The sequence below is a fragment of the Novipirellula caenicola genome, assembly GCF_039545035.1.
In the GTDB taxonomy this organism is placed as follows: Bacteria; Planctomycetota; Planctomycetia; order Pirellulales; family Pirellulaceae; genus Novipirellula; species Novipirellula caenicola.
This window is the reverse complement of the sequence record NZ_BAABRO010000008.1, coordinates 132,342-156,125: the sequence shown is the minus strand read 5'-3', so window position 1 is coordinate 156,125 and position 23,784 is coordinate 132,342. Positions and strand designations below refer to the sequence as shown.

The window sequence follows — 23,784 nt, the reverse complement described above, 5'->3', positions numbered from 1 at the left end:
CCGATGAAACACTTCTCGTGGTTGATATTAGTTCTGTTGGTGACGTTCGCTGCGGGTTGCAGCGACCAAGGGCCTCGAACCGTGACCGCTGGCGTTGATTCGCAAGCGATCCGTGACTATGAAGCGGAGCTTGCCAAGGTGACCAAGCAAGACGCCGACTCCGACATGGGCGTCAAGGATAGCGAGGGCGAGAAGTGAGTCCTCAGGATGCGGATTGATTTTTTCCGCCGATTTTCAATCCGCGTTGCCGAGGAAAACTCGGCAACGCGGGACACGATTTACAGCGATTGTAATGTTCGATTTCGTTCATTTCGCTAAACCCGACATGAACCTGCAAAAGAAACTAAAAGTAATGAAGCTTGCCACCACCACCCTGCTGATTGTTCTTTGGACCGCGCAAACGTCCCTCGCCGCTGATCTGTTTGTCAGCGTGTCTGGCAACGATACCCAACCAGGCACCAAGGAGTTACCCGTAGCGACGTTGCAGAAGGCAAAGTCGCTCGCTGCTTCGTATGCTGGCAACGAAGCGGTCACCGTCCATGTGTCCGATGGCATTTACTATTTGCCCGAACCACTTGTTTTCACCCCCGAAGACTCCGGGACGAAGGACAAACGCGTTGTCTATCGAGCCGAACGCGAAGGCGGTGCAGTGCTGAGCGGCGGAACGAAGCTCGCGTTGCAGTGGCAGCCGTATCGTGACGGTATTTTCCAGGCGGAGACGCCTGCGGGGCTAGCGATTGATCAACTGTTTATCAATGGTTCGAGCCAGCGGATGGCTCGTTATCCAAACTACGACGCCAACAAGCCGACCGATGCCTACCAGGGCTACGCAGCGGACGCGTTTTCGAAAGAGCGAGCGGCACGCTGGAAGAATCCCGAAGGTGGATTCATCCACGCGATGCACCGCAGCCGATGGGGAGGCTACCACTATCGCATTACCGGCAAAGATGCGGACGGGGAAGTCACCTACGAAGGCGGTTGGCAAAACAACCGCCAAATGGGAATGCACAAAGATTTCCGCATGGTGGAAAACATCTTCGAAGAACTTGATGCAGCAGGCGAATGGTTTCACGACGCCGAAGCGAACAAGCTCTATTACAAACCCGACGCGGACACCGATCTAAACACGGCAACCGTCGAGGTGGTTCGACTTCGACACTTAGTTGAATTCCAAGGCACCCTCGATGCGCCAGTAAAATCGATCACTTTTCAAGGATTTGTGTTCCGTCACGCAGCGCGTACGTTCATGGACACCAAAGAACCGATGCTGCGAAGTGACTGGACGATTTATCGTGGCGGCGCCGTGATGATCACGGGCAGCGAGGACATCCACATCCTGGACAGTGAGTTTGACCAGGTTGGCGGCAACGCGATTTTTGTCAACCAATACAATCGCGGCACGCTGGTGAAGGGATGCCACATTCATGACTGTGGAGCCAGCGGCGTTTGTTTTGTTGGCGATCCTGCGGCAGTCCGAGACCCGTTGTTTGAATATGGTCAAAAAAATGATCTCGCCAAGATCGACCGTACACCGGGCCCCAAGACGGAAAACTATCCCGCCAATGGCACGGTCGAGGACTGTTTGATTCACGGAATTGGCCGAGTCGAACGTCAACCCGCGGGAGTCCAGATCGAGATGGCCATGGCGATCACCGTTCGCGACTGTTCGATTTACGACTGTGCCCGCGCCGGAATCAATGTGGGTGACGGTGCCTGGGGAGGCCATTTGATCGAACGCTGCGACGTTTTCGACACCGTGCTAGAGACCCACGATCACGGTTCATTCAACTCGTGGGGCCGTGATCGCTATTGGCGGCGTGACTACTTGGATGTTTCTCAGAAAGCAATTGATGCGGATCCCAAATTACCGTTTCTCGATGCGTTCAACACGACGGTGATCCGCAACAGCCGATGGCGGTGCGATCACGGATGGGATATCGATTTGGACGATGGTTCAAGCAATTACGACATCTACAACAACTTGATGCTGCAGGGCGGTTTGAAGCTGCGAGAAGGATTTCGCCGTCGTGCTTGGAACAACATCACCATCAATAACGGCTTCCATCCGCACGTCTGGTTCAACAACAGCCAAGACGAAGTGTTTTCGAACATTTTCATGGCCGAGCATCGTGGCGCGAGAATGCCCAGCCAGAAGGCCAAAGGAAAACGCATCGACAGCAATCTGTTCTTCTCTGCCGACCCTAAAATCAAAGACAAGTTCGTTCAATTTGGCTGGGACCTGCATTCGATCGTCGCCGACCCACTGTTTATCGATCCGGCAAGCGGCGACTTCCGTGTTGCACCGGGGTCGCCCGCGTTTGAAATCGGCTTTGAAAATTTCCCGATGGATCAATTTGGCGTCAAAAAGCCATCGCTGAAGGCGATCGCGGAAACGCCGGTGATTCCCGAACTTGAAATCCCTGGCCAAAACTCGCCGTCAACTGACGCTGCGAACACCACGGTGGCAATGGACTGGTATTGGTTGGGCGCAACCTTGCATGCGTTAGAGGGCGAAGAGTTCTCAGCCTACGGTGTCAGCAAACAAGACGGAGGCGTGGCTTTGCTTGACTTTCCAAAGCGTTCGTTGGCTGCCGCTGCCGGATTCCAGGAAAACGACTTGGTGCTGGCGATCAATGACACAAAAATGGCCAGCGCCGAGGATCTGATCGCGGCCTACACGCGGGCGGGCAACACGCCGCTACGAGTGCGTGTGGTTCGTGACCAAGAAACGATCGACCTGAAAATCGAGGATCATCCCTATGTCGCGATCGAATCGGCATCGACGCCCGCCGAGTTCTCGGCACTACAGTTGCCAAAGGCAGCGACGAGAAAAGTATCGGCAAACCAAACCACCCAAAACGAACCGCTCAAAGTATTGACCGACGGCGAATTGAACCGTGACTATGGTCCTGTGTTTCAAAACGGGGTTCAAAACGGAGCTTACAAATTGGACCTAGGCGCGGTGAAGTCGGTCTCGGCGATCACCAGTTGGTCGTTCAACCAGAATCAGAAACGCGGCGTCCAGAAGCTGAGCTTGTTCGCCAGCAATGCAAACACCGATCCAGGATGGAAGCTCAGCGACCGCTCGCGTTTCATCCCGCTAGGCACTATCGACACCCGCAGCGCCGCGTCCGGCGACTTCACCGCAGCCTCGCTACGGGCGCCGGACGGCAAGTCCTTGGGCAATTTCCGCTGGATCGTTTGGCAGGTTTCTCCGGTGAGCAAGTCGCGAGAAAACACCGCTTTTCAAGAACTGAATGTCGAAGTCCAGCAATAACGTTCCTGAACCTTTTTAGGAGGTACATCAAGGCGTTGCAAAATAAGTGATGCGTAACGGATTTGTGAGTGCTTGTCGGCCGATTCAACCGTGGTCATCCAGTAAAAACACGATGGCCTGCGATCCACCGCAGGTATAAAATTTGCCACCAGAACTCTCTGGCGGCGTCGATGCTTCCTTTTCCTGTCTTTTGGGCTGTCGTCTTTCGCCAGCCACCCTTCTTTTCTTTTTCAAAGGTAGTGACCATGAATGGTAAGAGAGTAGACCGCGGTTTCACTTTGGTGGAACTGCTAGTCGTGATTGCAATTATCGGAGTGCTTGTCGGCCTACTGTTGCCGGCGGTACAAGCGGCCCGCGAAGCAGCACGGCGGATGAGCTGCAGCAACAATTTCAAGCAATTGGGTCTTGGAATTCATAATTATCATTCCGCCTACGACCAATTGCCCACCCATGGCACGGGAACGCTGCTGCCAGCCCCCGGTAAATCGTGGTGGGAACCGACACCGTTGGCCAACAACCTGCAGTTGAGCATGTTAGTCGGGGTGCTGCCCTTCATTGAGCAGCAAGCATTGTGGGAACAGATTTCCAATCCCAGCCAGGTCGGCGGAACCTGGAACGCGATGGGCCCCACCCCTGAAGAAATCACCTATGTGCCATGGACAGTCGACATCCCATCGTACCGTTGTCCAAGCGATCCCGGCGTCGGTCTTCCCGCGTTGGGGCGAACCAATTACGCCGCCTGTATTGGTGACTCGTGCGACGAAACCGCCTATGGCCCTTGGCCCAACACACGAACGATCAGCATGACCCGAACACGGGCGGATACCGCACAAAAAGCTCATCGCGGCTTCTTCAAACCGTTTGATGTCACGAAGTTCCGTGACTGTTTGGACGGACTAGCCAACACGATCGCAATGGGTGAGATTGCGACTTCGCTCGGTGACAAAGACAACCGGACCGTTCTGCCTAACTTCACCGCAGGTAGCAATAACGCGACGATGAGTGCGATTCGCGATAATCCCAAAGCTTGCGTGGGTGTGATCGATCCGGCACGTCCTCGTTTCTGGACTAGCGACAGCCGCCCCACGCGTGCTCGCGGTTACCGCTGGGCCGATGCCAAGACCATCTTCTCGGGCATGACCACCATTTTGCCACCCAATAGCGAGATCTGCTCGCGTACCAATGGCGATGACCTGAACCTTGTTGGATCGGTATCTAGCTATCACCAAGGCGGCGGTCACGTGTTGATGGGCGACGGTGCGGTGAAATTCATCACCGACTCGATCGAAGCGGGCAACTCGCGAGCGGGCATGGTGTGGGCCTCGGGCACGGGTGCCCAGGCTCCTGGTTCCCAAAGTCCTTACGGGCTGTGGGGTGCACTGGGAACTCGAGCTAGTAAAGAAGTCATCGGCGAATTCTAACTCGCAAAATAGTTTGCTTTTGATCCGTTGTAGCGAAGACGTCCGTCGGCGCACTTTTCCGGCGGACGCTTTCTTTCTTCCCCATCAACCAACGTCCTCATTAACCAAACGGTGTTCCAGTGAAACGATTTGCATTGATTCCTTTATTGCTATCCAGTTTTCTTCCCCTGATGTCGGGTTGCAGTGATCCTAAACCCACCTCCGTGACCGAAGGTTTGCCACCCTCGGCCATCGAGGAATACAAGGCGAACGAGAAGAAGCTGATGGAAGAAACCGAACAGTCGATGAAATAATCCTTAACGACTGCATCCACTGTGGATGATTGAAAACGCCGAAGGCACTCGCTGCAAATCTGTTATTTGCCGATGTGTCTTCGGTTTTTCATTTAGATCCGAGACGAAGCAAGATCAAAACGAGTACCACAACACGCGCCACCCCAAACAGGCAAATCCCTCCATGATCAGCCGATCGACGATGATCCATCCAGCTGTGTTAATGCTTCTAGTGTCAATGTTTGTATCAGGCGTCGTCGACCGAGCTTCGGCGAATGAACCTGCGAGCAAACCGAACATCCTGTTTATCTTTGCCGACGATTGGGGATGGGGCGATCTTGGATGCCACGGTCATCCGTATGTAAAAACCCCCAACATCGATCGGCTGGCTCGCGAAGGTACGGATTTCCATCGCTTTACGGTCGCCAGCGGCGTTTGTTCCCCGAGTCGCACCGCGGTCATGACGGGGCACTTTCCGGCCCGCTACAACATCGACGGACACTTTGCCTGGGTGCCCAGCAATGCCAAACGCAATATGCCGGATTGGTTGGATGTCAACGCAGTCACGATGCCACGACTGCTGAAGTCGGCTGGATATGCGACGGCCCACTTCGGCAAATGGCACTTGTCCAACGACATGATCCCCGATTCGCCGTCGCCGGGTGAATATGGATACGACACCTACGGCGCGTTCAATTGTTCGGGCGAACAAATGCCCGTGCACGAGGACGCTGACAACGCGATTGAATTCATTGAAAACAGCAATCAAGCTGGCAAGCCGTTCTTCATCAATTTGTGGGTGCATGAACCCCACACGCCGTTCCACGTGGTACCCAAATATCGCTGGCGATTTCGCGATAGCGGACTCGAGGAAACGGATGAGATTTATGCATCCGTGCTGGCCCACGCTGACGATCGAATTGGCGAGGTCCTTGATACACTTGACCGGCTCGGTTTAAGCGACAACACCTTGGTGATCTTCAGCTCGGACAATGGTCCTGCTCGGGGGAGACCAGATGCGACACTCGATCTAACCTACGACACGGCGACTGGCGCCGGGTTTGGGATTGCCGCATCCAAAGGCATCACCGCAGGCCGCAAAGGCTATAAAGCATCCCTGTTCGAAGGCGGCATCAACGTTCCGTTTATCGCACGATGGCCGGGCAAGATTGCCGCTGGCAAAGTGGACGATCGGCTGATGATTTCCGCCGTCGATTTGCTGCCGACGTTTTGCGAATTGGCTGGTGCCGAATTGCCTCCGTCGTACACCCCTGATGGGATGAGCCAGTTGAGTCAGCTACAAGGCCAATCAAGCGATGGTCGCAGCAAGCCGCTGTTTTGGAAGATGAATGGGCATGGCAAACCGAAAAGCGAGAACAGCTATCACTGGGTGTCGTACTGCATCGTCGATCAAAATTGGAAGTTGCTCGCCAACGAAGACGCTTCCTACGTCGAACTCTATGACATCGTCGAAGATGCTTACGAGAAAACGGACTTGAAAGACCGTCACCCGGAAGTGGCGTCGGAATTGGTTGACAAGATCGAGAAGTGGAAAACGAGTCTGCCCGCCAAACCAAACGCTAAGAACTTCTCATCGCTACGTCGCTAACCCGGCTCACAGCCGAGCTTGCCCGCCTCACCATCCCACCTTCGTATTGTTCCGCAGACCTTCCCGCCGAGATTCCTTCCCAATGACAACGCAACTGCGCTGGACCGTCCCCTTTCTGACTCTGCTGATTCATCCATTTGCGTCGGCGCAGTCATTCTTGGATGTCTTTCCCAACCCCACGGTCCAACTCGCCGATGGCCAACGTGGCGACACAACGTTCACCTCGAAATTCACCCCGAGCGAAAGTTTGTGGGATGAACGACTCGATGAGCGACCGGTATTCCTTGCGGAAATGGTGCACCGGCAAGACGAAGACAACTCGTTCAAGTTGCGTGTTGGCCAAGGCGGACAAATCTATTCCCTGCGAGGGCCGTTCGGTGAAAGCGTGCCACCGTCTTGGCGTGCTGCGGGCGGTAAAGTCTCGCCGTGGAACGACGAGGTCTGGCAATTCGTTGCCGTGTGCACCAAATACAACGGCATCGATGGCAGAACCGCTCGCGGTGTCCCAAGCGAAACGCTCGAACGCATTCGACAATCGCCGTACGCAACATCGTTTTTCATTCATAACTCGGGCGCGTACATCCCTGGTGATTCCGCGGTGAAATCGCTGTACTGTCCGCTGCTGGCATCCGAAATGGACGCTCAAAACCGCACGATCCGAATGCTCAATTGGGGCCTCGTTCCACAGATCAAAACGGTTCATCGTTCACCACTGCTGTACTACACCCAAATTCGCGACGTCGGCAACGGCGTGATCGAATTGACGTGGGTCGTTCACAACTTCAGCACTCGCGATGACATCGTATTTGATCATCTGAACGCTCCTTGGGGCGGCACCCGCATCAGCAGCCTGCCGCTGCGTTACGTCAGTTCTCCGGAAGGCAAATTGCTGCAGCGTGAGGGTTTCTTGAGCGAGCACGGGACTGTCGATGTCCGCGACACCGGCGGCTGGAACATCTCGTGTGCCTCCGATGATGACGATAGTCCCAGCTTGGCGTTGGTTTACGGACGCGACAAGCATCTCGAAGCCGAATTGGCACGCAAGGCTGCCGGGCAACCGTATTGCCAGTTCAAACATTCGCTGTATCGAGATTGGCGTGCTAGCGAACCCCTGTACAAAAACGTATGGAAAGACTGGGCCACACGTCCCGAGAACAGTTTCCGCAACTACGATGTATGCGAAATCATCCCCAAGATCCAAATCGTTCCTGGCAGCACGATTTGGTTTCGCAGTTATCTGGTCGTTGGAAAACGGGCCAAAGTCATCGAACAGGCAACGAGATTGGTTGATGACGTCGACTATGGACTCTTGACGTTCGATCCAGCCGACTCGCCGATGACAACCGTTGAAAACTCAGACGGCAAAAAGGCATTCCAAGTCTTGACGCAACCGGTGAGCGGGACGATGCCGCTGATGCGTATTCGTAATACAAAAACGAATCAAGAAATCATCACCACTGACCCTTATTACTTTGTCGACAAAGAGAAACTCGATTTCACATTGCCGGCAAATCACCCGCATCACGATTACTATCGTGACACGACGGGATATTCGATGGACAAGAACAACAGTGAATGGTTGTCGTTGGTCGGATATGCGTACGTTGACAAACCGACGACAGGAACTTGGCAAAAGCTATCCACGTTGCTCGATTCAAGCGAGTTCCCCAACGCCGACACGCATCACCTCGATCTATGGGTGAAAACTTCGAATCGCTAGCAGCTTGGTGTGACAATGCCGGATTGAAATCGAAGGCTGATCGCCCGATCCCAACGAAACGCAAAATGAGTCTGTCAATGACAAAAACGTCCGGCCATCGTTTGATTAGCGATGCAAGGGCGTTGCACCCAAATCTTATGTGATTCACCTGACGCACTAGCGTAACCGCGACCATGCCCCACCTCTTCCCAAAACCTTCATCGAAACATGAACTATCGCATCGTTTTAGTACTGCTTGTCTCGTTTGCGTTCCTGGGAGTATCCGTCGATGCAGAGCAACCGAAGCCGAACGTCATTTTGATGTTCACGGACGATTTAGGCTGGCAAGATTTGAAGTGTTACGACATTGACGAGCCCTCGCCGATGGAAACGCCGAACCTTGATGCGTTCGCGAAAAAGGGCGTGATGTTCTGGCAAGCCTATTCACCGGCGCCCACCTGCGCGCCAAGCCGCTGCGCCATCATGAGCGGAAATCATCCGGCGCGTGCTCAGAAAACGCATGTCGTCGGCGGTGCACCGCCAACCCCGCACAACCAAAAGGGGTCGCGAATAATGGATCCGTGGTACAGCGGTCGCATGCCGGAGGACGAATTCACATTGGCGCTAGCATTAAAACAAAATGGCTATGTCACCGGCCATTCGGGGAAATGGCATATCGCGATCGATCATCATGCGTTCCCACAACCCACCGACGTCGGATTCGATTACTCTCGCTCCGATCGAGGGGTGCAAACGGGTATGAAGGATCGCTTGTCAGGCTTTGCCACCGATGCAGTGGATGATCCCTTTCGTCTGGATGAAAACGGATACCCGCTGGATCAGACGAATCAAGATGCACTGACGTTTTTACGTGAAAACAAGGACAAGCCGTTCTTTCTTTACTACGCGACTTGGTTAGTGCATTCGCCAATCCAGACGCGATGCAAAGCGTTGCTTGACAAATACGTCGACAAACTGGGCGTTGACCCTCGCCACACCGTCACTCGCGAAACCGCCGGGCAGCTCAATCCGTACTACTGTGCGATGGTTGAGATGTTGGATTATTACTCTGGCCAACTCTTTGACTACTTGGATGAAACCGACGACCCTCGTTGGCCTGGACACAAGTTAAGCGAAAACACTTACGTCATCTTTACATCCGACAATGGTGGGATGGAAGGCGGTCCGAAGGAACGCTACACCGACAACAATCCGCTGGACCGCGGTAAAATCTCGGCCAAGGAAGGCGGAACTCGTGTGCCATTGTTCATTGTCGGGCCTGGTATCCAGCCCGGCGTTCAATCCGACGTGATGGTCAACGGGCTCGATTTCTACCCGACCATTCTTGCATTAACGGGATCCAGCAAACCGTCAGACAAACATCTCGACGGATGCGATCTTTCGCAACTGCTGTTAAATGATCCGACCAATCCGGCACTGGTAAAGCATGCCGATGGCACGACTCGTGATACAATGATGTGGCACTTTCCTCATGGCGTTGCGTTGGAAAGCACAATTCGAATCGGCGACTACAAACTGATCCGCAACTACGATCATGTCAACAACGACGGAACTGACGAATTGGAACTATTCCAGCTCTATCAAACCAACGGAAACCAACAACAGCGAGTCGATATCGAAGAAGCGAAAAACCTTGCCGCAGCCATGCCGGAAAAAGCGGAGGCGATGAATCAAAAGCTGACCGAGATACTGACCGAGATGAACGCAAGCTATCCCAGCTACAATCCTGACTATCAAGGGGATCTACCCGGGAAACAGAACGCCTGCACGGTTCTGTCTCACCAAAGTCAAGGAAATGAAGTTGCATTTTGGTATCAAGAAAACGGAGCAAAGCTCGCGCGAGCAGATTTGATCTATACGCTCAATGGCGGCGACCGTGACGAAGAGTGGTTCCGCAAACCGGCAACCATCCTGCAGGATAAAAACCTTGTCTCCGTCAAACTGCCCCCAGCGACCACGCATTACGTCATCAACCTAATTGACGAAAACAATTTCCTTCGCAGCTATCCCGATATCAAGAAAACCAATCAATCGTATTCGTCGCAAGCACTCTCGGTGACCGGCAAACCCAAAGCAGGCTCGCAGTCTTCGGCGTCAATCGCAGAAAAGGACGCAGACAACGATGGCCGAGTCTCGCAACAGGAGTACATCAATCATTTTGTTGGCGGCTTTGACCGCAAAGACAAGAACCAAGACGGCGTCTTAACGCCCAGCGAACACGCCCACCCTTCGTTCACGATTGCTGATACCGACGAAGACCAACGGTTGACTCGCGCCGAGTTTGCCTCCATTTTCAAGCGTCAATTCGACAGGATGGATCGAGACAAAAATGGTTTTATCACGGCGGATGAGATCAATCGGTAACTGGCGTGAACCGGGCTTACCGAAAAAAACACTCAGCGGAGCGTCGCAAATGATTAACGAGATGTCGCATTTCACAATCGATCGAGGTGCGAGCGCAACCATGATGGGTCGAGATAAAATCGTTTTGGACGCAAACCGAAGGGGACCATTTGCATCCCCCTTCGTCGCCGAACGCCCGGCTTCCCCGCCCTAAACGCCCACCTCGCTGACGATTGATGGAACTATCATGGTTCTGCATCGGTTAGAATTTGCGGCATAGCCTTCCGACGCAAAATGCACCTCGACGCGAAATACGAGTAGAACATGAAAAATATAGATATGAGTTTACGTTTGGTATGGCTACTTTGCGTACCGACGCTTATGAGTCTCGTGGGCGTGCCAACCGTCCGTGGGGCCGAGACGGACTCGCAGCGAACACCAAACTTTGTTGTCTTTTTGGTAGACGATCTTGGTTACATGGATGTGGGGGCGAACAACCCCGACTGTTTCTATGAAACGCCGCACATCAATCGATTGGCGGAATCGGGAATGCGATTTACCGACGGCTACGCAGCCAATCCGGTTTGTTCACCAACCCGCTACAGTTTGATGACGGGCAAGTATCCGACACGCGTCGACGCGACCAATTTTTTCTCAGGCAAACGAGGCGGTAAATTCAATCCGGCGCCGCTGAACGACAACATGCCGCTGGACGAAATCACGATTGCCCAAGCACTCAAGGGGCAAGGATATGCAACCTTCTTCGCCGGCAAGTGGCACTTGGGTGAGAGCGAGGAATACTATCCTCAGAACCGTGGTTTCGATGTCAACATCGGAGGGTACAGCCGCGGCGGGCCTTATTCAGGAAAGCGATACTTCGCGCCGTTTGAAAACCCACAAATGAAGGAAGAAAGTCCTGCTGGCGATCACTTGCCCGATCGTTTGGCCCGCGACACGGCTTCGTTCATAAAAGCCAATCAAGACAAGCCGTTCCTCGCGTACTTGTCATTCTATTCGGTCCATACGCCGCTGATGGGGCGACCCGATTTGGTTGAGAAATACAAGAAGAAAGCGTCCGCAATCAGCGGCCAAGAGTTTGGTGACGAAGAACAGGTGTTTGGCAACAAGCCACGCAAGGTACGAACCCTGCAAAAACATGCGGTCTACGCCGCGATGGTCGAAGCCATGGACCAAGCCGTTGGGAAAGTGTTGCAGCAGTTGGAAGACTCGGGAGTCGCGGACAACACCGTGGTGATTTTCACATCGGACAATGGCGGGTTGTCTACATCCGAAGGCTCGCCGACCAGCAACTTGCCCCTTCGTGGCGGCAAGGGATGGGTTTACGAAGGTGGCATCCGGGTGCCGTGGATCGTCCGGTTCCCAGGAATCACAAAGGCCGGCTCGGAATCAGCCGAACCGATCTGCTCGATCGACTTGTTCCCGACGCTTGCCGCTTCGGCCGGAGTCAACGTTCAGCACGAAATCGATGGAATCGACATCCGCCCGGCGCTCCGGGGCAACTCGCTTGACCGCGAAACGCTGTATTGGCATTACCCGCACTACAGCAACCAAGGCGGCATTCCCGGCGGTGCGATTCGCGAAGGCGATTTCAAATTGATCGAGCGTTACGAGGACGGCCGCGTCCACCTCTACAACCTGGCGACGGACATTGGCGAAACAAACGACCTCGCGTCATCGATGCCTGAGCGAGTGGACCAAATGCGAAGTCGATTGCACCGTTGGTATCAAACCGTTGACGCCAAATTCCTGCAGGAAAAGAACGGCCAGCGTCCTTGGACACCGGAAAACTAGTCAATCGAGTTTGCATTTAACGATCCCCTGCGTCGCCAGATCGACGCAAAAGAATAGAAAGTAGTATTCACGATGACAGCTGTTGCACGCACCAAATTTACACGACATCGCTTGATTGCGGCTTTACTGATTGGGTTCGCGATGGGACCGCAGGGGGCTGCCGCACAAGGCGAGCAGTCCGGTTCCGAGCCTAGTCCACCGAACATCGTGTTGGTGATGACCGACGACCAAGGCTATGGCGACTTGGGATGCCATGGGCACCCGTTTTTGGAAACTCCCAACCTCGACAAACTGCATGCTCAAAGCACGCGGTTTACCGATTTCCACGCCAGCCCGACATGTGCGCCGACACGAGCCGCACTGATGTCCGGCCGAGCCCCGTTTAAAAATGGCATCACGCATACGATTCTCGAGCGAGACCGTATGACTCTCAGCGCCACCACGATTGCCCAAGTGCTGAAGTCGGCCGGTTACACGACCGGAATCTTTGGCAAGTGGCACCTTGGCGATGATGATCCCTACCAACCCGAAAACCGCGGATTTGACGAAACGTTTATCCACGGCGCAGGCGGCATCGGTCAAAACTTTGCGGGGACGCAAAGCGACGCTCCGGGCACCAGCTACTTTGACCCGATCATCAAACACAACGGTCGGTTTGTGCAGACCAAGGGTTATTGCACCGACGTCTTCTTTCGCAAGGCACTCGGTTGGATCAAGAACACCGCTGGCGAAGACGCAGGAACCGGCACGAAACCGAAGCAGCCGTTTTTCGCTTACATTCCGACCAACGCACCGCACGGTCCTTACCACGTCGAGAAACGCTACTCGGATCTGTACAAAGACAAGTGTTCGTCGCCCACCAATGCGTTCTTAGGCATGATCGTCAATATCGACGAGAACATGGGATTGCTGATGCAGAAGTTGGACGAGTGGAACCTAGCGGATAATACGCTGCTGATCTTCATGACCGACAACGGCAGTGCCAAAGGAGCAACGGTCTATAACGCAGGCATGAAAGGGGCAAAAGGATCGCCACACCAGGGCGGTTCACGGGTACCGCTGTTCATGCGTTTGCCGGGGTTGACCAAGCCGGGTGTCGACATTGATCGCTTGACGCGCCACTACGACCTGTTTCCGACGCTCGCTGAAATCGCTGGCGCCACAGTGCCAACTGGCTTGGATTTGGATGGACGCAGCCTCGTGCCCTTGATCAAAGATCCAAACGCTTCGTGGTCTGACCGTAAAACGTTCTTTCACGTCGGCCGCTGGGCCAAAACCGGAGCTCCGGGGAATTTCGGCAAAGGGGATCCCAATCCCGATCACGCGAAGTACAAAAACTATGCGGTGCGAAGCGAGAAGTGGCGGCTGGTTAACGACGAACTTTACAACATCGAGCAAGATCCAGGCGAAGAGAACAACGTCGCTGCGAAATACCCCGAAGTGACCCACGAAATGCGTTCGGCCTTTGACGCGTGGTGGGACGAAGTTCGTCCGCTGATGGTCAACGAAGATGCGTCGCTGGATGTCGCTAAACCATTCCGCGATCAATTCAATAAGCAAAAAGAAGAAAGCGGCATTCCTGATTGGGACGCCCCCAAGATCGACTGACACTCGACCTGTTGCTCTCGACCTATGGTACTCGACATCCGGCCATCGGCACCACTCCATTGCGGCCCCTTGGATTCGAACCCGCCGCACGCAGCCCCCCCTCTGATCCACTTTCCCTTTTCCAGCAACATTCTTTTCTACCATGATTCGCATCAACCTCTCTTCCGTAGCGGCATTACTAGTCTCGGCCGCAGTAACGTGCCCGTCGGTTGCAAACGAAACTTGGGTCATCGACACTCAAGAACAGTGGCAACAGGAAACATCCGAGAAAGGCCAAATCGAGATCAAGGAAGGTGTCGCCAGCCCAACGAGCAAAACGGGCACACTGCGAAGCACGCTAAAACGCTTCGAGCAAAAACGCTCGGCACAGTCGATTGTGTTCCAGCAATCGCCGGTTTGGCAAAACTGGAACCCCGTCGACAACATCGGCCCCGCTAACCTTGCGGACGCTCCGGTCATGCTGAGCCTCGGCCCCAAAAACTACTGGATCTTTGGTCGCTACGGGGGCGCCAAAAAATCGGGCAAGCAGGGGGCTGCAAAATCGGCGTTTCAACCGGAACCAGCAACGCTGGACGGATTTGACATCCCGCTGATGACAACCCCGTTTGCCAATCAGTTCGATGCGCCCGGAGGACTGAACAAGGGACTAGGGGGCTACCATGCATGGCAAAGCCGCGACATGGTCAACTGGGTCCATCATGGCCCGGTCACCGAAGGATTCTCAAAATGGGTAACGTCGGCGGAACACGTCGACGGCAAAACGTACATCTACTACGACTTTCCAAACGACCAAGACCCTCATGTCTATGTCGATGATGATCTGACCGATGGCAAGCCGGGCAAAAACATGGGCAAAGCCCTGAACGATCCCTCCCACGGGTCGGACAGCGGTTTCATCCGTGATTTGGAGGGGAAATTCCATGTCATTTACGAAGACTGGAGCCCCATTAACGCCAGCAAACGATCTTGGGACTCGCCGCTGGCCGGACATGCAGTCAGCGACGATGGCGTCTCGAATTTCAAAATCCTGGGGGCGGCAGTCGATCATCGCACGAAACCAACCGGCAAGATCGGAACCTACAAACACCCACACTGGGCGAAGGAAGATCCCGAAAACTACAAAACCAATGTTGCGGAATACGAAATCCACGAACCCGAGCAAGAAGCATTTGGCGATTGGGCTGCGATCAGCATCGGAGGACAATATTATTTGTTTGGCGACTATGATCCCGAACATGGCAAACCGATGAGCGTTGCTTGGTTCACCTCACCAAGCCTCGACCAACCGTTTACCTTCTGCGGCAATATTGGCAACGGACACCCCGATCCCGACATCGCATTTGCCGAAGGCCAGTTCTATTTGGTCACCCAACAAAAAACAGATTTCACCAGTCCGGGACCGTGGGTCGAACAAGTCGAAACACGCGTCGGCGTGGACACGACCGGCGACGGAAACGTTGATCACTGGAGCGATTGGCACGTGGTCAAGGAAACGTACGACTCGATGCCTGGCTTTGCCAAACAGATCGCTAAAACCCCCGCCTCGCTTGACCTGTCCAATTTGCCCGCCGGCTTTGGATTCCAATTCGAGGTAAAAATGACCGACACGACTTCCAACGAATCGAAGCCGATGCTTGACAAGATCCAATTGACATTCGAACCGTAGTTTCTTTCCAACAGTAGAACCGCAACGCTGTGAAGCATTCTTTTCTGTAGAGTTCGTGCTAATTCAGCGTAACGGAATTCATTCGAGACTTTCGTTTTGATTGATGTATGCTTCCCGAAACTTTTGGCGAGTTCCGCTACGGCCGCTTGCTCGCCACATCCCCCTCACCGAGATTCACCTATGAAATTTGCAGTCCTGTTTGTTGTCGCAATTGCAAGCCTGATTGGCACCGCTCAGGCGGAAACGCTTGTCTACGAAGGAGAGGAAGGGGTGGGCAAAGGCAAGCACATCGTGTTTATGGCCGGCGACCACGAATATCGCTCCGAAGAATCGCTACCGGCACTTGCCCGACTGTTGGCAAAGCACCACGGTTTCAAATGCACCGTGCTGTTCAACATTGATCCTGAGACAGGGGAAATCGTAGCGGGCAAGCCTTCGAACATGCCGGGATTGGAAGCGCTCGACACAGCGGATTTAGCCGTCGTGTTTTTGCGATTTCAAAACTTTCCTGCCGAACAAATGAAGCACTTTGACGATTACCTTCGTCGTGGTGGCCCCATCGTCGGGATGCGGACGGCGACTCACGGGTTCCAAATCCCCGCCGACCAACCATACGCAAAATACTCATTCAATTCCAAAGTCGAGGGCTACGAACTTGGCTTTGGTCACCAAGTGCTTGGACAAACCTGGGTGGGCCACTACGGCCGAAATCATGTGCAAAGCACTCGCATCACCATTGTGGACGCCATGAAAGATCACCCGATCCTGCAAGGTGTCAAAGACGTCTGGGTCCAAGCCGGCGGTTATGTCGGCAAGCCAACCGATGGCGAAATCTTGACAATGGCACAGCCGCTCGATGGCATGACAGCCGACTCACCGGCCTCGAAAACTCAGCCGCCAATGCCTTCGGAATGGACACGCACGTACCGTAGCGAGTCGGGGCAAACCGGACGTGTGTTCACGTCGCTCTACGGGACGCCCGAAGACCTGACGAACGACGGATACCGCCGATTGATTGTCAACGGGATCTTTTGGGCAATTGGGCTAGAAGACGCGATTACCCCCGATATGAACATTGATTTCGTCGGCCCGTTCCATCCGAACACCTTCGGCAACCAAACCAACGCACGAGGGATCAAACCGGAAGCCTACGCAGGATTCGAAAGCCCAATCCCTGCCCACAACAAAGTGAATCAGCCGAAAAAAAAGAAGCCCGCTAAAAAGTAGCCTGCGGTAGAATAAATCGCTGTTGGCAATCCCTGCGAACACCGTTGCACCAGCCCGCTCTCACACCGAGAGCGGCAAACGGATGCCACGTGGAAACATTTTTCTACAGGAGCAACCAGAACGGCTATTGATCGGTTTCGACTTTCGCGTCACCGACGATGCTTTGGTCGCATACGACCTCTCTCTCTTCACGTTAAAAATCTATTCACGATCTCTTCCCCAATCTAACGAATCTCAGTTCCATGAAAACGATCCATCTTCAACTGCTGGGCCTCGGACTACTTACTATTTTGACCGGTGGCGTTCTCGTCGCGCAAGACACCGCTCCGCCGATTGAAACCCGCGACGAGCGACTCGAATGGTGGCGTCAAGCGAAGTTCGGCATGTTTGTTCACTGGGGCATCTACTCGACCGTCGGCGGCGAATACAAGGGCCAAAAGCTGCCCAACAGTGCTGAATGGATGATGGCTCGGGGGAAGATCCCGATCGCGGAATATGAAAAGTACGCCGCCCAGTTCAATCCGACACAATTTGATGCGTCAGAATTTGTCGGTCTGGCAAAGCAAGCGGGAATGAAATACTTGGTCATCACGGCCAAGCATCATGATGGTTTCGCGATGTTCGATTCCAAAGCGAATCCCTTCAACGTCGTCGACGCGACGCCGTTTGGCCGTGACATCATGAAAGAGCTGGCCGAAGCATGCCAAGAACAAGGCATTCGATTCGGTTTCTACTATTCTCAAGCCCAAGATTGGCATCACCCTGGTGGCTTTGGCAACAGTTGGGACAAGTCGATCCAACGCGTCAGCTCGGATGAATACGTGATGAACAAGGCTGTTCCCGAGGTCAAGCAATTGCTCACCGAGTACGGCCCGATCGGCATTTTTTGGTGGGATACGCCACGAAAAATGAGCCGCGAATCGTTCGACGCATTGCATTCGCTGACCAAATTGCAGCCCAACGTCATCACCAATGATCGTTTGGGCGAAGGTTACCGAGGTGACTACAAAACGTTTGAACGCCAAATCCCGCCTCATGCTCCGGGCGAAGAGGACTGGGAGGTCTGCATGCCCATCAGCGGCAGCTGGGGCTACAAGAAAGGGGATAACGACTTTAAATCCACCACCACCTTGGTCCGCAATTTGATCGATATCGCCAGCAAGGGAGGCAACTATCTGTTGAACGTCAGCCCGACCGGCCAAGGAACGCTGCTGCCCGAGGCGGTCGAGCGACTAAAGGGTGTTGGAAAATGGATGGATGTGAATGGCGAATCTATCTACGGAACGACAGCCAGTCCGCTGCCCAAATTGGACTGGGGACGCTGCACCGCAAAATCAGTGGACGGCAAAACGAACTTGTACTTGCACGTTTTTGATTGGCCTGCGGATGGAAAGCTTTTGGTTCCCGGTATCACGAATCAAGTCCACCATGCCAAATTGTTGGCCGACGGCAGTGTGCTCGCAGCAAAATCCACCGACAGCGGGGTGGAATTAACGTTGCCAAGCGACGCCCCCGATGAGTCCGCCAGTGTGATTGAAATGAAAATCGATGGCGCGCCCCAAGTCGTCGTCCAACTGCCCACGCCCGATGCGAAGGGCACTTTGGTGCTTTCGGCTGACACCGGCTATATCCACAACAACGAAGGTAGCCGGCAAGCCGACATTCGGTTCCATTCGGACATTCCGCACATCGGGTACTGGGTGGATGACCAAGCATGGGTGGAATGGAACATCAACATCGATCGCCCGGGACGCTACGAAGTCTCCGCGACGCTGTCGATGGAAAAGGAGAAGAGTCGTGTTGGCTTTGGACACGCCGGCGAATTGCTAACGGTGGAAATCAAGTCGACGGGCGGCTACGGAAACTACGACGACCGCAGGCTTGGAACCATCGAATTTGATCAATCCGGCCAATACAGTTTTCGGATCAAACCGGACGCCGGTCATTGGCAACCGATCAATCTTCGCTCGGTGACGCTCAAGCGGACGGATGAACCGAAGTAGATTCGCTCGGCGAAAAAAACTTGCGAACATCTAGCGAGGTGGCGTGACGTCCCTTGCACGAATTCGTCCTCCAACGGTAGGCCATGATGAATTGCCACCTACCGTTGAGGCGAACTATGAATCGAAGTCTTCCGTCCATCGAATTCCGTGTAAAATCCTCACTCACCCGAGTGGGATGTGTCGATTTGACCGTTACCGACTGTGGGGACGGGGACGTTGAAATCAAAGGCAACGTCGATTCATACAACGACCGGGTCATGGCGATCACGGTTACCCGCGCCCTGCCTGGGGTGAGACGGATCACCGATTTGATGCGACATTAGCCGCCGCCGGACTCTGCATTGACTCTGGCTTCTAAACGAGCGGTCTCTAAAGCGAGCGGCTTCCAATCAAGACGCCGGGTCCCCACCCTCGTTGTCGCGGCCCTCAAGGACACCAGCTCAAAAGGACATCAGCCCACAAAGATTCTGGGGCATAACGACGTCGGGGCACATCGAGACGCCGCTACAGCAGGGCCAAAAAAATGAGCCGCCAAACAAGCAATGCGTCATCGGCAGCGGCAGGGTGACAGGGATTTTAAAGTTTTCTTGATGATTTTCGGCGAGGGTCATTTTCAGTCAAAACATCGTAAATCACGGCGATTTTGACGCAAGATGATTGGTTCGAAACCACGAAGATGACCACAGTGATCGCATCAAGCATAGGGTTGCCTGGTGCCGAACTCAGCAATCTAAATCGAGAAAGCGACATGAACATCTCCGCATCGGCTTCGTCGTTTAGTAGCCAAGCCTCTGCCACTAGCCGACCGGCCCAAGGCCCGCCTCCAAAGAAACAAGAAGCGCTTGCCGCTGCGTTGACCGCGGTGGGAGTGGACGATTCGACCGCCTCGAGTGTCCTGAGTCAGGTGGAAGAAGCGGTCGAGGAGGTCAAGTCGAGTTCGGCGTCAGGTTCGACCAGCGAAACCGCCATTCGATCGGCGATCGATGGCGTGCTAGAAGCCAACGGTATCGATTCCGAAAAAGTCGGTGAGGCGATCCAGGGCAATCGGCCACCCGGCCCACCTCGAGGCGGCGGACGCAAAGCCGCCGAGGAGGATTCGTCGACGGTGGAGTCGGCGCTGTTGGCGGCGGATGTGGATGAAACCGATGTCGACGAACTGTTGAACCAATTGATTGAAACGCTCACCGAGCAGCAAGAGAGCCAATCGGGAAATGTTTCATCCGAATCCGTCCGCGCGGCATGGACTCAGGTCCTCGAAGACAACGGAGTGAACGTCGAAAAGTTTGAACAAGCACTAGGCAAGCAACTCGGATCGACCGGCAACTTCTTTAACCGCGTCGCCTAATCACTTGCGATTATCCACTTGGTGTTTCGCACGATAATCACCGGGCGTCTGACCGGTTTCGCGTTTAAAAACGGCACACAAACTTTCTTTATGGCTGTAACCGGCCCTGGGTGCGAGCTGTTCGAGTGTCATGTCGGTTTCGCGAAGCAATTGTTTGGTCCGCTCGATTTGCGTTGCCATGATTTGTTCGTGAGGCGTACGGCCCAACACCTCACGAAAACGACGTTCCAATTGCCGCCGCGACAGCGATGTTGATTGGGTGACATCGTTGACGTTGATCCCGTCGCAAGCGTGCAGACGAATGAATCGGCAAACTTTTGCAAGCTCGATATCATCGACTGCGACCACTTCGGTCGACAAACGCTCGGAAACTGCCGTCGGCGGGATGAACTCGATCTCGGATTCGGGTTGCAACCCGTTCAGCATTTCGTGCAGCAGTTCTGCGGCACGATAACCGACCCGCGATGCATCCGGCCGGACGCTGGTCAGAGGTGGATCGCACATCAAACAAATCGCGTCATCATCATCGACACCGATGACACCAATGTCATCAGGAACGGCAATATCGGCTTTGCGACATGCGTTGAGCACCTGTTGTCCGCGGATGTCGTTACAAACAAATAAACCAGTGGGGCGTTGAAGCGTCCGCAGCCACTCGGACATCCGCTCCATGTCTTTGACATCGGCGCGTTCAAGCCCCATCAGCGGAGTGCCCGGTTTTCCTTCGGATTGATAGAACTCGAACGGACAGCCCGCCTGGGTGACGAGTTCGCGAAAATAGTCCAGCCGCGTTTCGGAATACGACGCAAACCGAAACCCACAAAACGCAAAGCGACGAAATCCGCGATTCCAAAGATGCTCGAGCGCCAATTCGGCAACACGTCGATTGTCGGTTTCGACTTGGGGAACGCCTGTAAATTTTCGATTGCAGCGAACATCGACCATCGGCACATTCAATTTTCGCAGCGGCTCGATCGTATGCGTATCGACTCGAGCAATCACGCCATCGATCCGCGTGTTGGTCATCCAATCCGGCATCGCCGAATCGAGCAACATCTCTTCGTGCAGCAGCGACCAATTGACTTGCGTTCGAGCGAAATGGGAAACTCCACGAAGCAATTCCCGCCCGTAGGCACGAGACGCCTCGACAAGGAGAGCGATTTGAGGGCGTAATTTCTGCTTCATAAGGGTAAATTCATGCTCCAGCATTGACGCAAAACATTAACGATCTGTCGCGTATCGTTATTGTAGCAAGATTGATCGCCGGTATTATTAGCTTTAGAATCAAGGACGCACGGGCTGAGCCGGTCGTGTCATCGTGCCCCGAGTCGCTCGCGGCGAACGGCGTCCCGCGTTGTCACGCCGCATGGGGTTTGCCCGGTGCGGCAGCGAATCTCACAGAGACGATTGGTGACTTGAATGCCGATAGCGGAATGCGTGGCGATTTTCGCCGCCTGAAACAAGGTTCGCGTGGCACCACTTCAGTCAATCAAATCATAGTCAAGACAAACTCCGTTCGCTGGCACTACGGACAGAATCACGATCAAATTCATTGCCGGGCACTTCGCCGAGCCAGCTTCACACCCCCTATAAAAACCTATACCTCCAAGTCTTTACACAAAGGATTTTTCGATGGCGGACATCACTACCGTTTGGCAAGGCGAGCTACCTAAGATCGGTATCCGCCCCACGATCGATGGACGATTGGGGGGAGTGCGGGAATCGCTTGAAGAGCAAACGCAAGCCTTGGCTCAACGCGTCAAAACGCTGCTAACCGAAAACATCCGTTACCCCAATGGCGAACCGGTTCAGTGCGTGGTCGCGAACCCGTGTATCGGCGGTGTCGCCGAAGCGGCCGCGACCGAAGCGTTGTTTCGCCGCGAAAACGTGGGCGTGTCGCTGACCGTCACCCCATGTTGGTGTTACGGTTCGGAAACGATGGACATGGATCCACTGCGTCCCAAGGCGGTGTGGGGATTCAATGGCACCGAACGGCCAGGTGCGGTGTATTTGGCTGCGGTGTTGGCGGGTCACTCGCAAAAAGGATTGCCCGCCTTTGGAATCTACGGCCGTGACGTCCAGGACGCTGGCGATTCGGTGATCCCCGACGATGTGCAGCACAAATTGCTTAGCTTTGCCCGTTGCGGACTAGCCGTCGCGCTGATGCGAGGCAAAGCGTACCTTTCGATGGGTGGCACCTCGATGGGTATCGCGGGATCAGTCGTCGACCAAAGTTTCTGGGAAAAATGGCTGGGTATGCGGGTCGAAGACATCGACATGAGCGAGTTTATTGGCCGCATGCAAAAGGACCAATTTGATCCCGAGGAATATGAACAAGCATTGGCGTGGGTCAAGGAAAACTGCCCCGAAGGCAAAGATTACAACGCCGAGGATCAAGTTCGCAGCCGCGAACAACTCGACAGCGAATGGTCCGACAGCGTGAAGATGGCGTTGATCGCTCGTGACTTGATGGTCGGCAACCCTCGATTGACGGAAATGGGACTTGGCGAACAAGCTCAGGGGCATCAAGCGATCGCAGCCGGTTTTCAGGGCCAACGTCAATGGACCGATCATTTTCCCAATGGTGACTTCCTCGAAGCCATTTTGAACTCGTCCTTCGATTGGAACGGCAAACGGGCTCCCTACATCGTTGCCACTGAAAACGATGCGTTAAATGGCGCGACGATGCTGTTTGGCCACCTGTTGACCAACACGGCCCAGATCTTTGCCGACTTGCGGACGTACTGGAGCCCCGACGCGATCGCCGGTGCATGTGACGGTTACCGTCCCGATGGCCACGCCAAAGATGGGCTGCTGCACTTGATCAATTCGGGCCCAGCGACTCTCGATGGTACCGGGCAACAGGAACAAGACGGCCAACCGACGATGAAGCCGTTTTGGGAGATCACCGACGACGAAGTGCAGAAGTGTTTGCAGGCCACGACTTGGCATCCGTCGATCACGGAATACTTTCCCGGCGGCGGCATGAGCACCCGCTACCGCACTCGCGGTGGGATGCCGTCGACGATGACCCGTATCAACTTGATCGCAGGACTCGGCCCCGCACTTCAAATCGCCGAAGGCTACACCGTCGACCTTCCCGATGACGTCCATGATGTTTTGGACCAACGCACCAACCCGACGTGGCCGACGACCTGGTTCGCGCCAACGATCACCGGCCGCGGTGCGTTCTCTTCGACGTACGAAGTCATGAACCACTGGGGCGCCAATCACTGTGTCTTGACTGCCGGTCACGTCGGTCATTTGTTCATCACGTTGGCGTCGATACTACGGATCCCGGTTTACATGCACAACGTTGCCGAAGATCGCATTTTCCGTCCGAGCACTTGGAACGCCTTCGGCACCGAAAATCGTGAATCCGCTGATTTCCGTGCCTGCGAAACGTTCGGCCCGTTGTACGGGCGACAGTAAACGAGACGGCAAACCTAAGCACTTGCCACCGAGCCAGCATCATCGCTGG

The 23,784-nt window shown here is 54.4% G+C and carries 16 protein-coding genes; 15 read left to right on the top strand and 1 reads right to left on the bottom strand.

All coding sequences use genetic code 11. From position 1 onward, the window contains the following. The first annotated feature begins 3 nt into the window (after nt 1-3). The 14 genes from ABEA92_RS16760 to ABEA92_RS16695 all read left to right on the top strand — a co-directional run bounded on the left by ABEA92_RS16760 (nt 4) and on the right by ABEA92_RS16695 (nt 20,303). Entirely contained in the window at nt 4-198 is a 195-nt protein-coding gene (locus tag ABEA92_RS16760; RefSeq protein WP_345684989.1) for a hypothetical protein, read from the top strand. 94 nt (nt 199-292) lie between these two features. Beyond that, nucleotides 293-3,277, top strand: a complete 2,985-nt coding sequence (locus ABEA92_RS16755) for a signaling protein (protein WP_345684988.1) — start codon at nt 293-295, stop codon at nt 3,275-3,277. 245 nt (nt 3,278-3,522) lie between these two features. Next, nucleotides 3,523-4,698 carry a DUF1559 family PulG-like putative transporter gene (locus tag ABEA92_RS16750; RefSeq protein WP_345684987.1) on the top strand — a complete coding sequence of 392 codons (1,176 nt, stop codon included), beginning with the start codon at nt 3,523-3,525 and terminating at the stop codon, nt 4,696-4,698. Between the two features lie 119 nt (nt 4,699-4,817). After that, the gene (locus tag ABEA92_RS16745) at nt 4,818-4,991 is read left to right on the top strand and encodes a hypothetical protein (RefSeq protein ID WP_160168202.1); all 174 of its coding nucleotides are present in this window, start codon (nt 4,818-4,820) and stop codon (nt 4,989-4,991) included. Nucleotides 4,992-5,208: 217 nt separating this feature from the next. Beyond that, complete coding sequence (locus ABEA92_RS16740; protein ID WP_345684986.1) at nt 5,209-6,579, top strand: sulfatase family protein; 1,371 nt, start codon at nt 5,209-5,211, stop codon at nt 6,577-6,579. 82 nt (nt 6,580-6,661) lie between these two features. Then, a complete protein-coding gene (locus ABEA92_RS16735) occupies nt 6,662-8,299 on the top strand; it encodes a hypothetical protein (RefSeq protein WP_345684985.1) in 1,638 nt (545 codons plus the stop codon). A 207-nt stretch (nt 8,300-8,506) separates the two neighbouring features. Next, complete coding sequence (locus ABEA92_RS16730) at nt 8,507-10,663, top strand: sulfatase-like hydrolase/transferase (RefSeq protein ID WP_345684984.1); 2,157 nt, start codon at nt 8,507-8,509, stop codon at nt 10,661-10,663. Nucleotides 10,664-10,966: 303 nt separating this feature from the next. Next, on the top strand, nt 10,967-12,454 hold the full coding sequence (locus tag ABEA92_RS16725; RefSeq protein ID WP_425572451.1) for a sulfatase: 1,488 nt from the start codon (nt 10,967-10,969) through the stop codon (nt 12,452-12,454). A 141-nt stretch (nt 12,455-12,595) separates the two neighbouring features. After that, complete coding sequence (locus ABEA92_RS16720; RefSeq protein WP_345685106.1) at nt 12,596-14,062, top strand: arylsulfatase; 1,467 nt, start codon at nt 12,596-12,598, stop codon at nt 14,060-14,062. Between the two features lie 142 nt (nt 14,063-14,204). Continuing rightward, nucleotides 14,205-15,728, top strand: coding sequence for a hypothetical protein (locus ABEA92_RS16715; RefSeq protein WP_345684983.1), 1,524 nt, complete (start codon nt 14,205-14,207; stop codon nt 15,726-15,728). Between the two features lie 180 nt (nt 15,729-15,908). Continuing rightward, nucleotides 15,909-16,955: a ThuA domain-containing protein gene (locus tag ABEA92_RS16710; RefSeq protein WP_345684982.1), complete on the top strand. Its 1,047-nt coding sequence runs from the start codon at nt 15,909-15,911 to the stop codon at nt 16,953-16,955. Between the two features lie 242 nt (nt 16,956-17,197). Next, nucleotides 17,198-18,958: an alpha-L-fucosidase gene (locus ABEA92_RS16705; protein ID WP_345684981.1), complete on the top strand. Its 1,761-nt coding sequence runs from the start codon at nt 17,198-17,200 to the stop codon at nt 18,956-18,958. Between the two features lie 116 nt (nt 18,959-19,074). After that, entirely contained in the window at nt 19,075-19,281 is a 207-nt protein-coding gene (locus tag ABEA92_RS16700; protein ID WP_345684980.1) for a BON domain-containing protein, read from the top strand. A gap of 353 nt (nt 19,282-19,634) precedes the next feature. Beyond that, a complete protein-coding gene (locus tag ABEA92_RS16695) occupies nt 19,635-20,303 on the top strand; it encodes a hypothetical protein (protein WP_345684979.1) in 669 nt (222 codons plus the stop codon). On the opposite strand, the gene ABEA92_RS16690 is transcribed toward ABEA92_RS16695, so the two are convergent. Continuing rightward, entirely contained in the window at nt 20,304-21,488 is a 1,185-nt protein-coding gene (locus ABEA92_RS16690; RefSeq protein ID WP_345684978.1) for an AraC family transcriptional regulator, read from the bottom strand. Between the two features lie 447 nt (nt 21,489-21,935). Between ABEA92_RS16690 and ABEA92_RS16685 the strand changes: the two genes are divergently transcribed. Continuing rightward, nucleotides 21,936-23,735, top strand: coding sequence for an L-fucose isomerase (locus tag ABEA92_RS16685; protein ID WP_345684977.1), 1,800 nt, complete (start codon nt 21,936-21,938; stop codon nt 23,733-23,735). Nucleotides 23,736-23,784: the final 49 nt, after the last annotated feature.

Bases quoted from the DNA above. Each gene is read 5' to 3' on its own strand.
- ABEA92_RS16700 (WP_345684980.1), top strand. From the start codon at position 19,075: ATGAATCGAAGTCTTCCGTCCATCGAATTCCGTGTAAAATCCTCACTC.
- ABEA92_RS16705 (WP_345684981.1), top strand. From the start codon at position 17,198: ATGAAAACGATCCATCTTCAACTGCTGGGCCTCGGACTACTTACTATT.
- ABEA92_RS16710 (WP_345684982.1), top strand. From the start codon at position 15,909: ATGAAATTTGCAGTCCTGTTTGTTGTCGCAATTGCAAGCCTGATTGGC.
- ABEA92_RS16730 (WP_345684984.1), top strand. From the start codon at position 8,507: ATGAACTATCGCATCGTTTTAGTACTGCTTGTCTCGTTTGCGTTCCTG.
- ABEA92_RS16755 (WP_345684988.1), top strand. From the start codon at position 293: ATGTTCGATTTCGTTCATTTCGCTAAACCCGACATGAACCTGCAAAAG.
- ABEA92_RS16725 (WP_425572451.1), top strand. From the start codon at position 10,967: ATGAAAAATATAGATATGAGTTTACGTTTGGTATGGCTACTTTGCGTA.
- ABEA92_RS16715 (WP_345684983.1), top strand. From the start codon at position 14,205: ATGATTCGCATCAACCTCTCTTCCGTAGCGGCATTACTAGTCTCGGCC.
- ABEA92_RS16685 (WP_345684977.1), top strand. From the start codon at position 21,936: ATGGCGGACATCACTACCGTTTGGCAAGGCGAGCTACCTAAGATCGGT.
- ABEA92_RS16750 (WP_345684987.1), top strand. From the start codon at position 3,523: ATGAATGGTAAGAGAGTAGACCGCGGTTTCACTTTGGTGGAACTGCTA.
- ABEA92_RS16720 (WP_345685106.1), top strand. From the start codon at position 12,596: ATGGGACCGCAGGGGGCTGCCGCACAAGGCGAGCAGTCCGGTTCCGAG.
- ABEA92_RS16735 (WP_345684985.1), top strand. From the start codon at position 6,662: ATGACAACGCAACTGCGCTGGACCGTCCCCTTTCTGACTCTGCTGATT.
- ABEA92_RS16740 (WP_345684986.1), top strand. From the start codon at position 5,209: ATGTTTGTATCAGGCGTCGTCGACCGAGCTTCGGCGAATGAACCTGCG.
- ABEA92_RS16690 (WP_345684978.1), bottom strand. From the start codon at position 21,488: ATGAAGCAGAAATTACGCCCTCAAATCGCTCTCCTTGTCGAGGCGTCT.
- ABEA92_RS16760 (WP_345684989.1), top strand. From the start codon at position 4: ATGAAACACTTCTCGTGGTTGATATTAGTTCTGTTGGTGACGTTCGCT.
- ABEA92_RS16695 (WP_345684979.1), top strand. From the start codon at position 19,635: ATGACCACAGTGATCGCATCAAGCATAGGGTTGCCTGGTGCCGAACTC.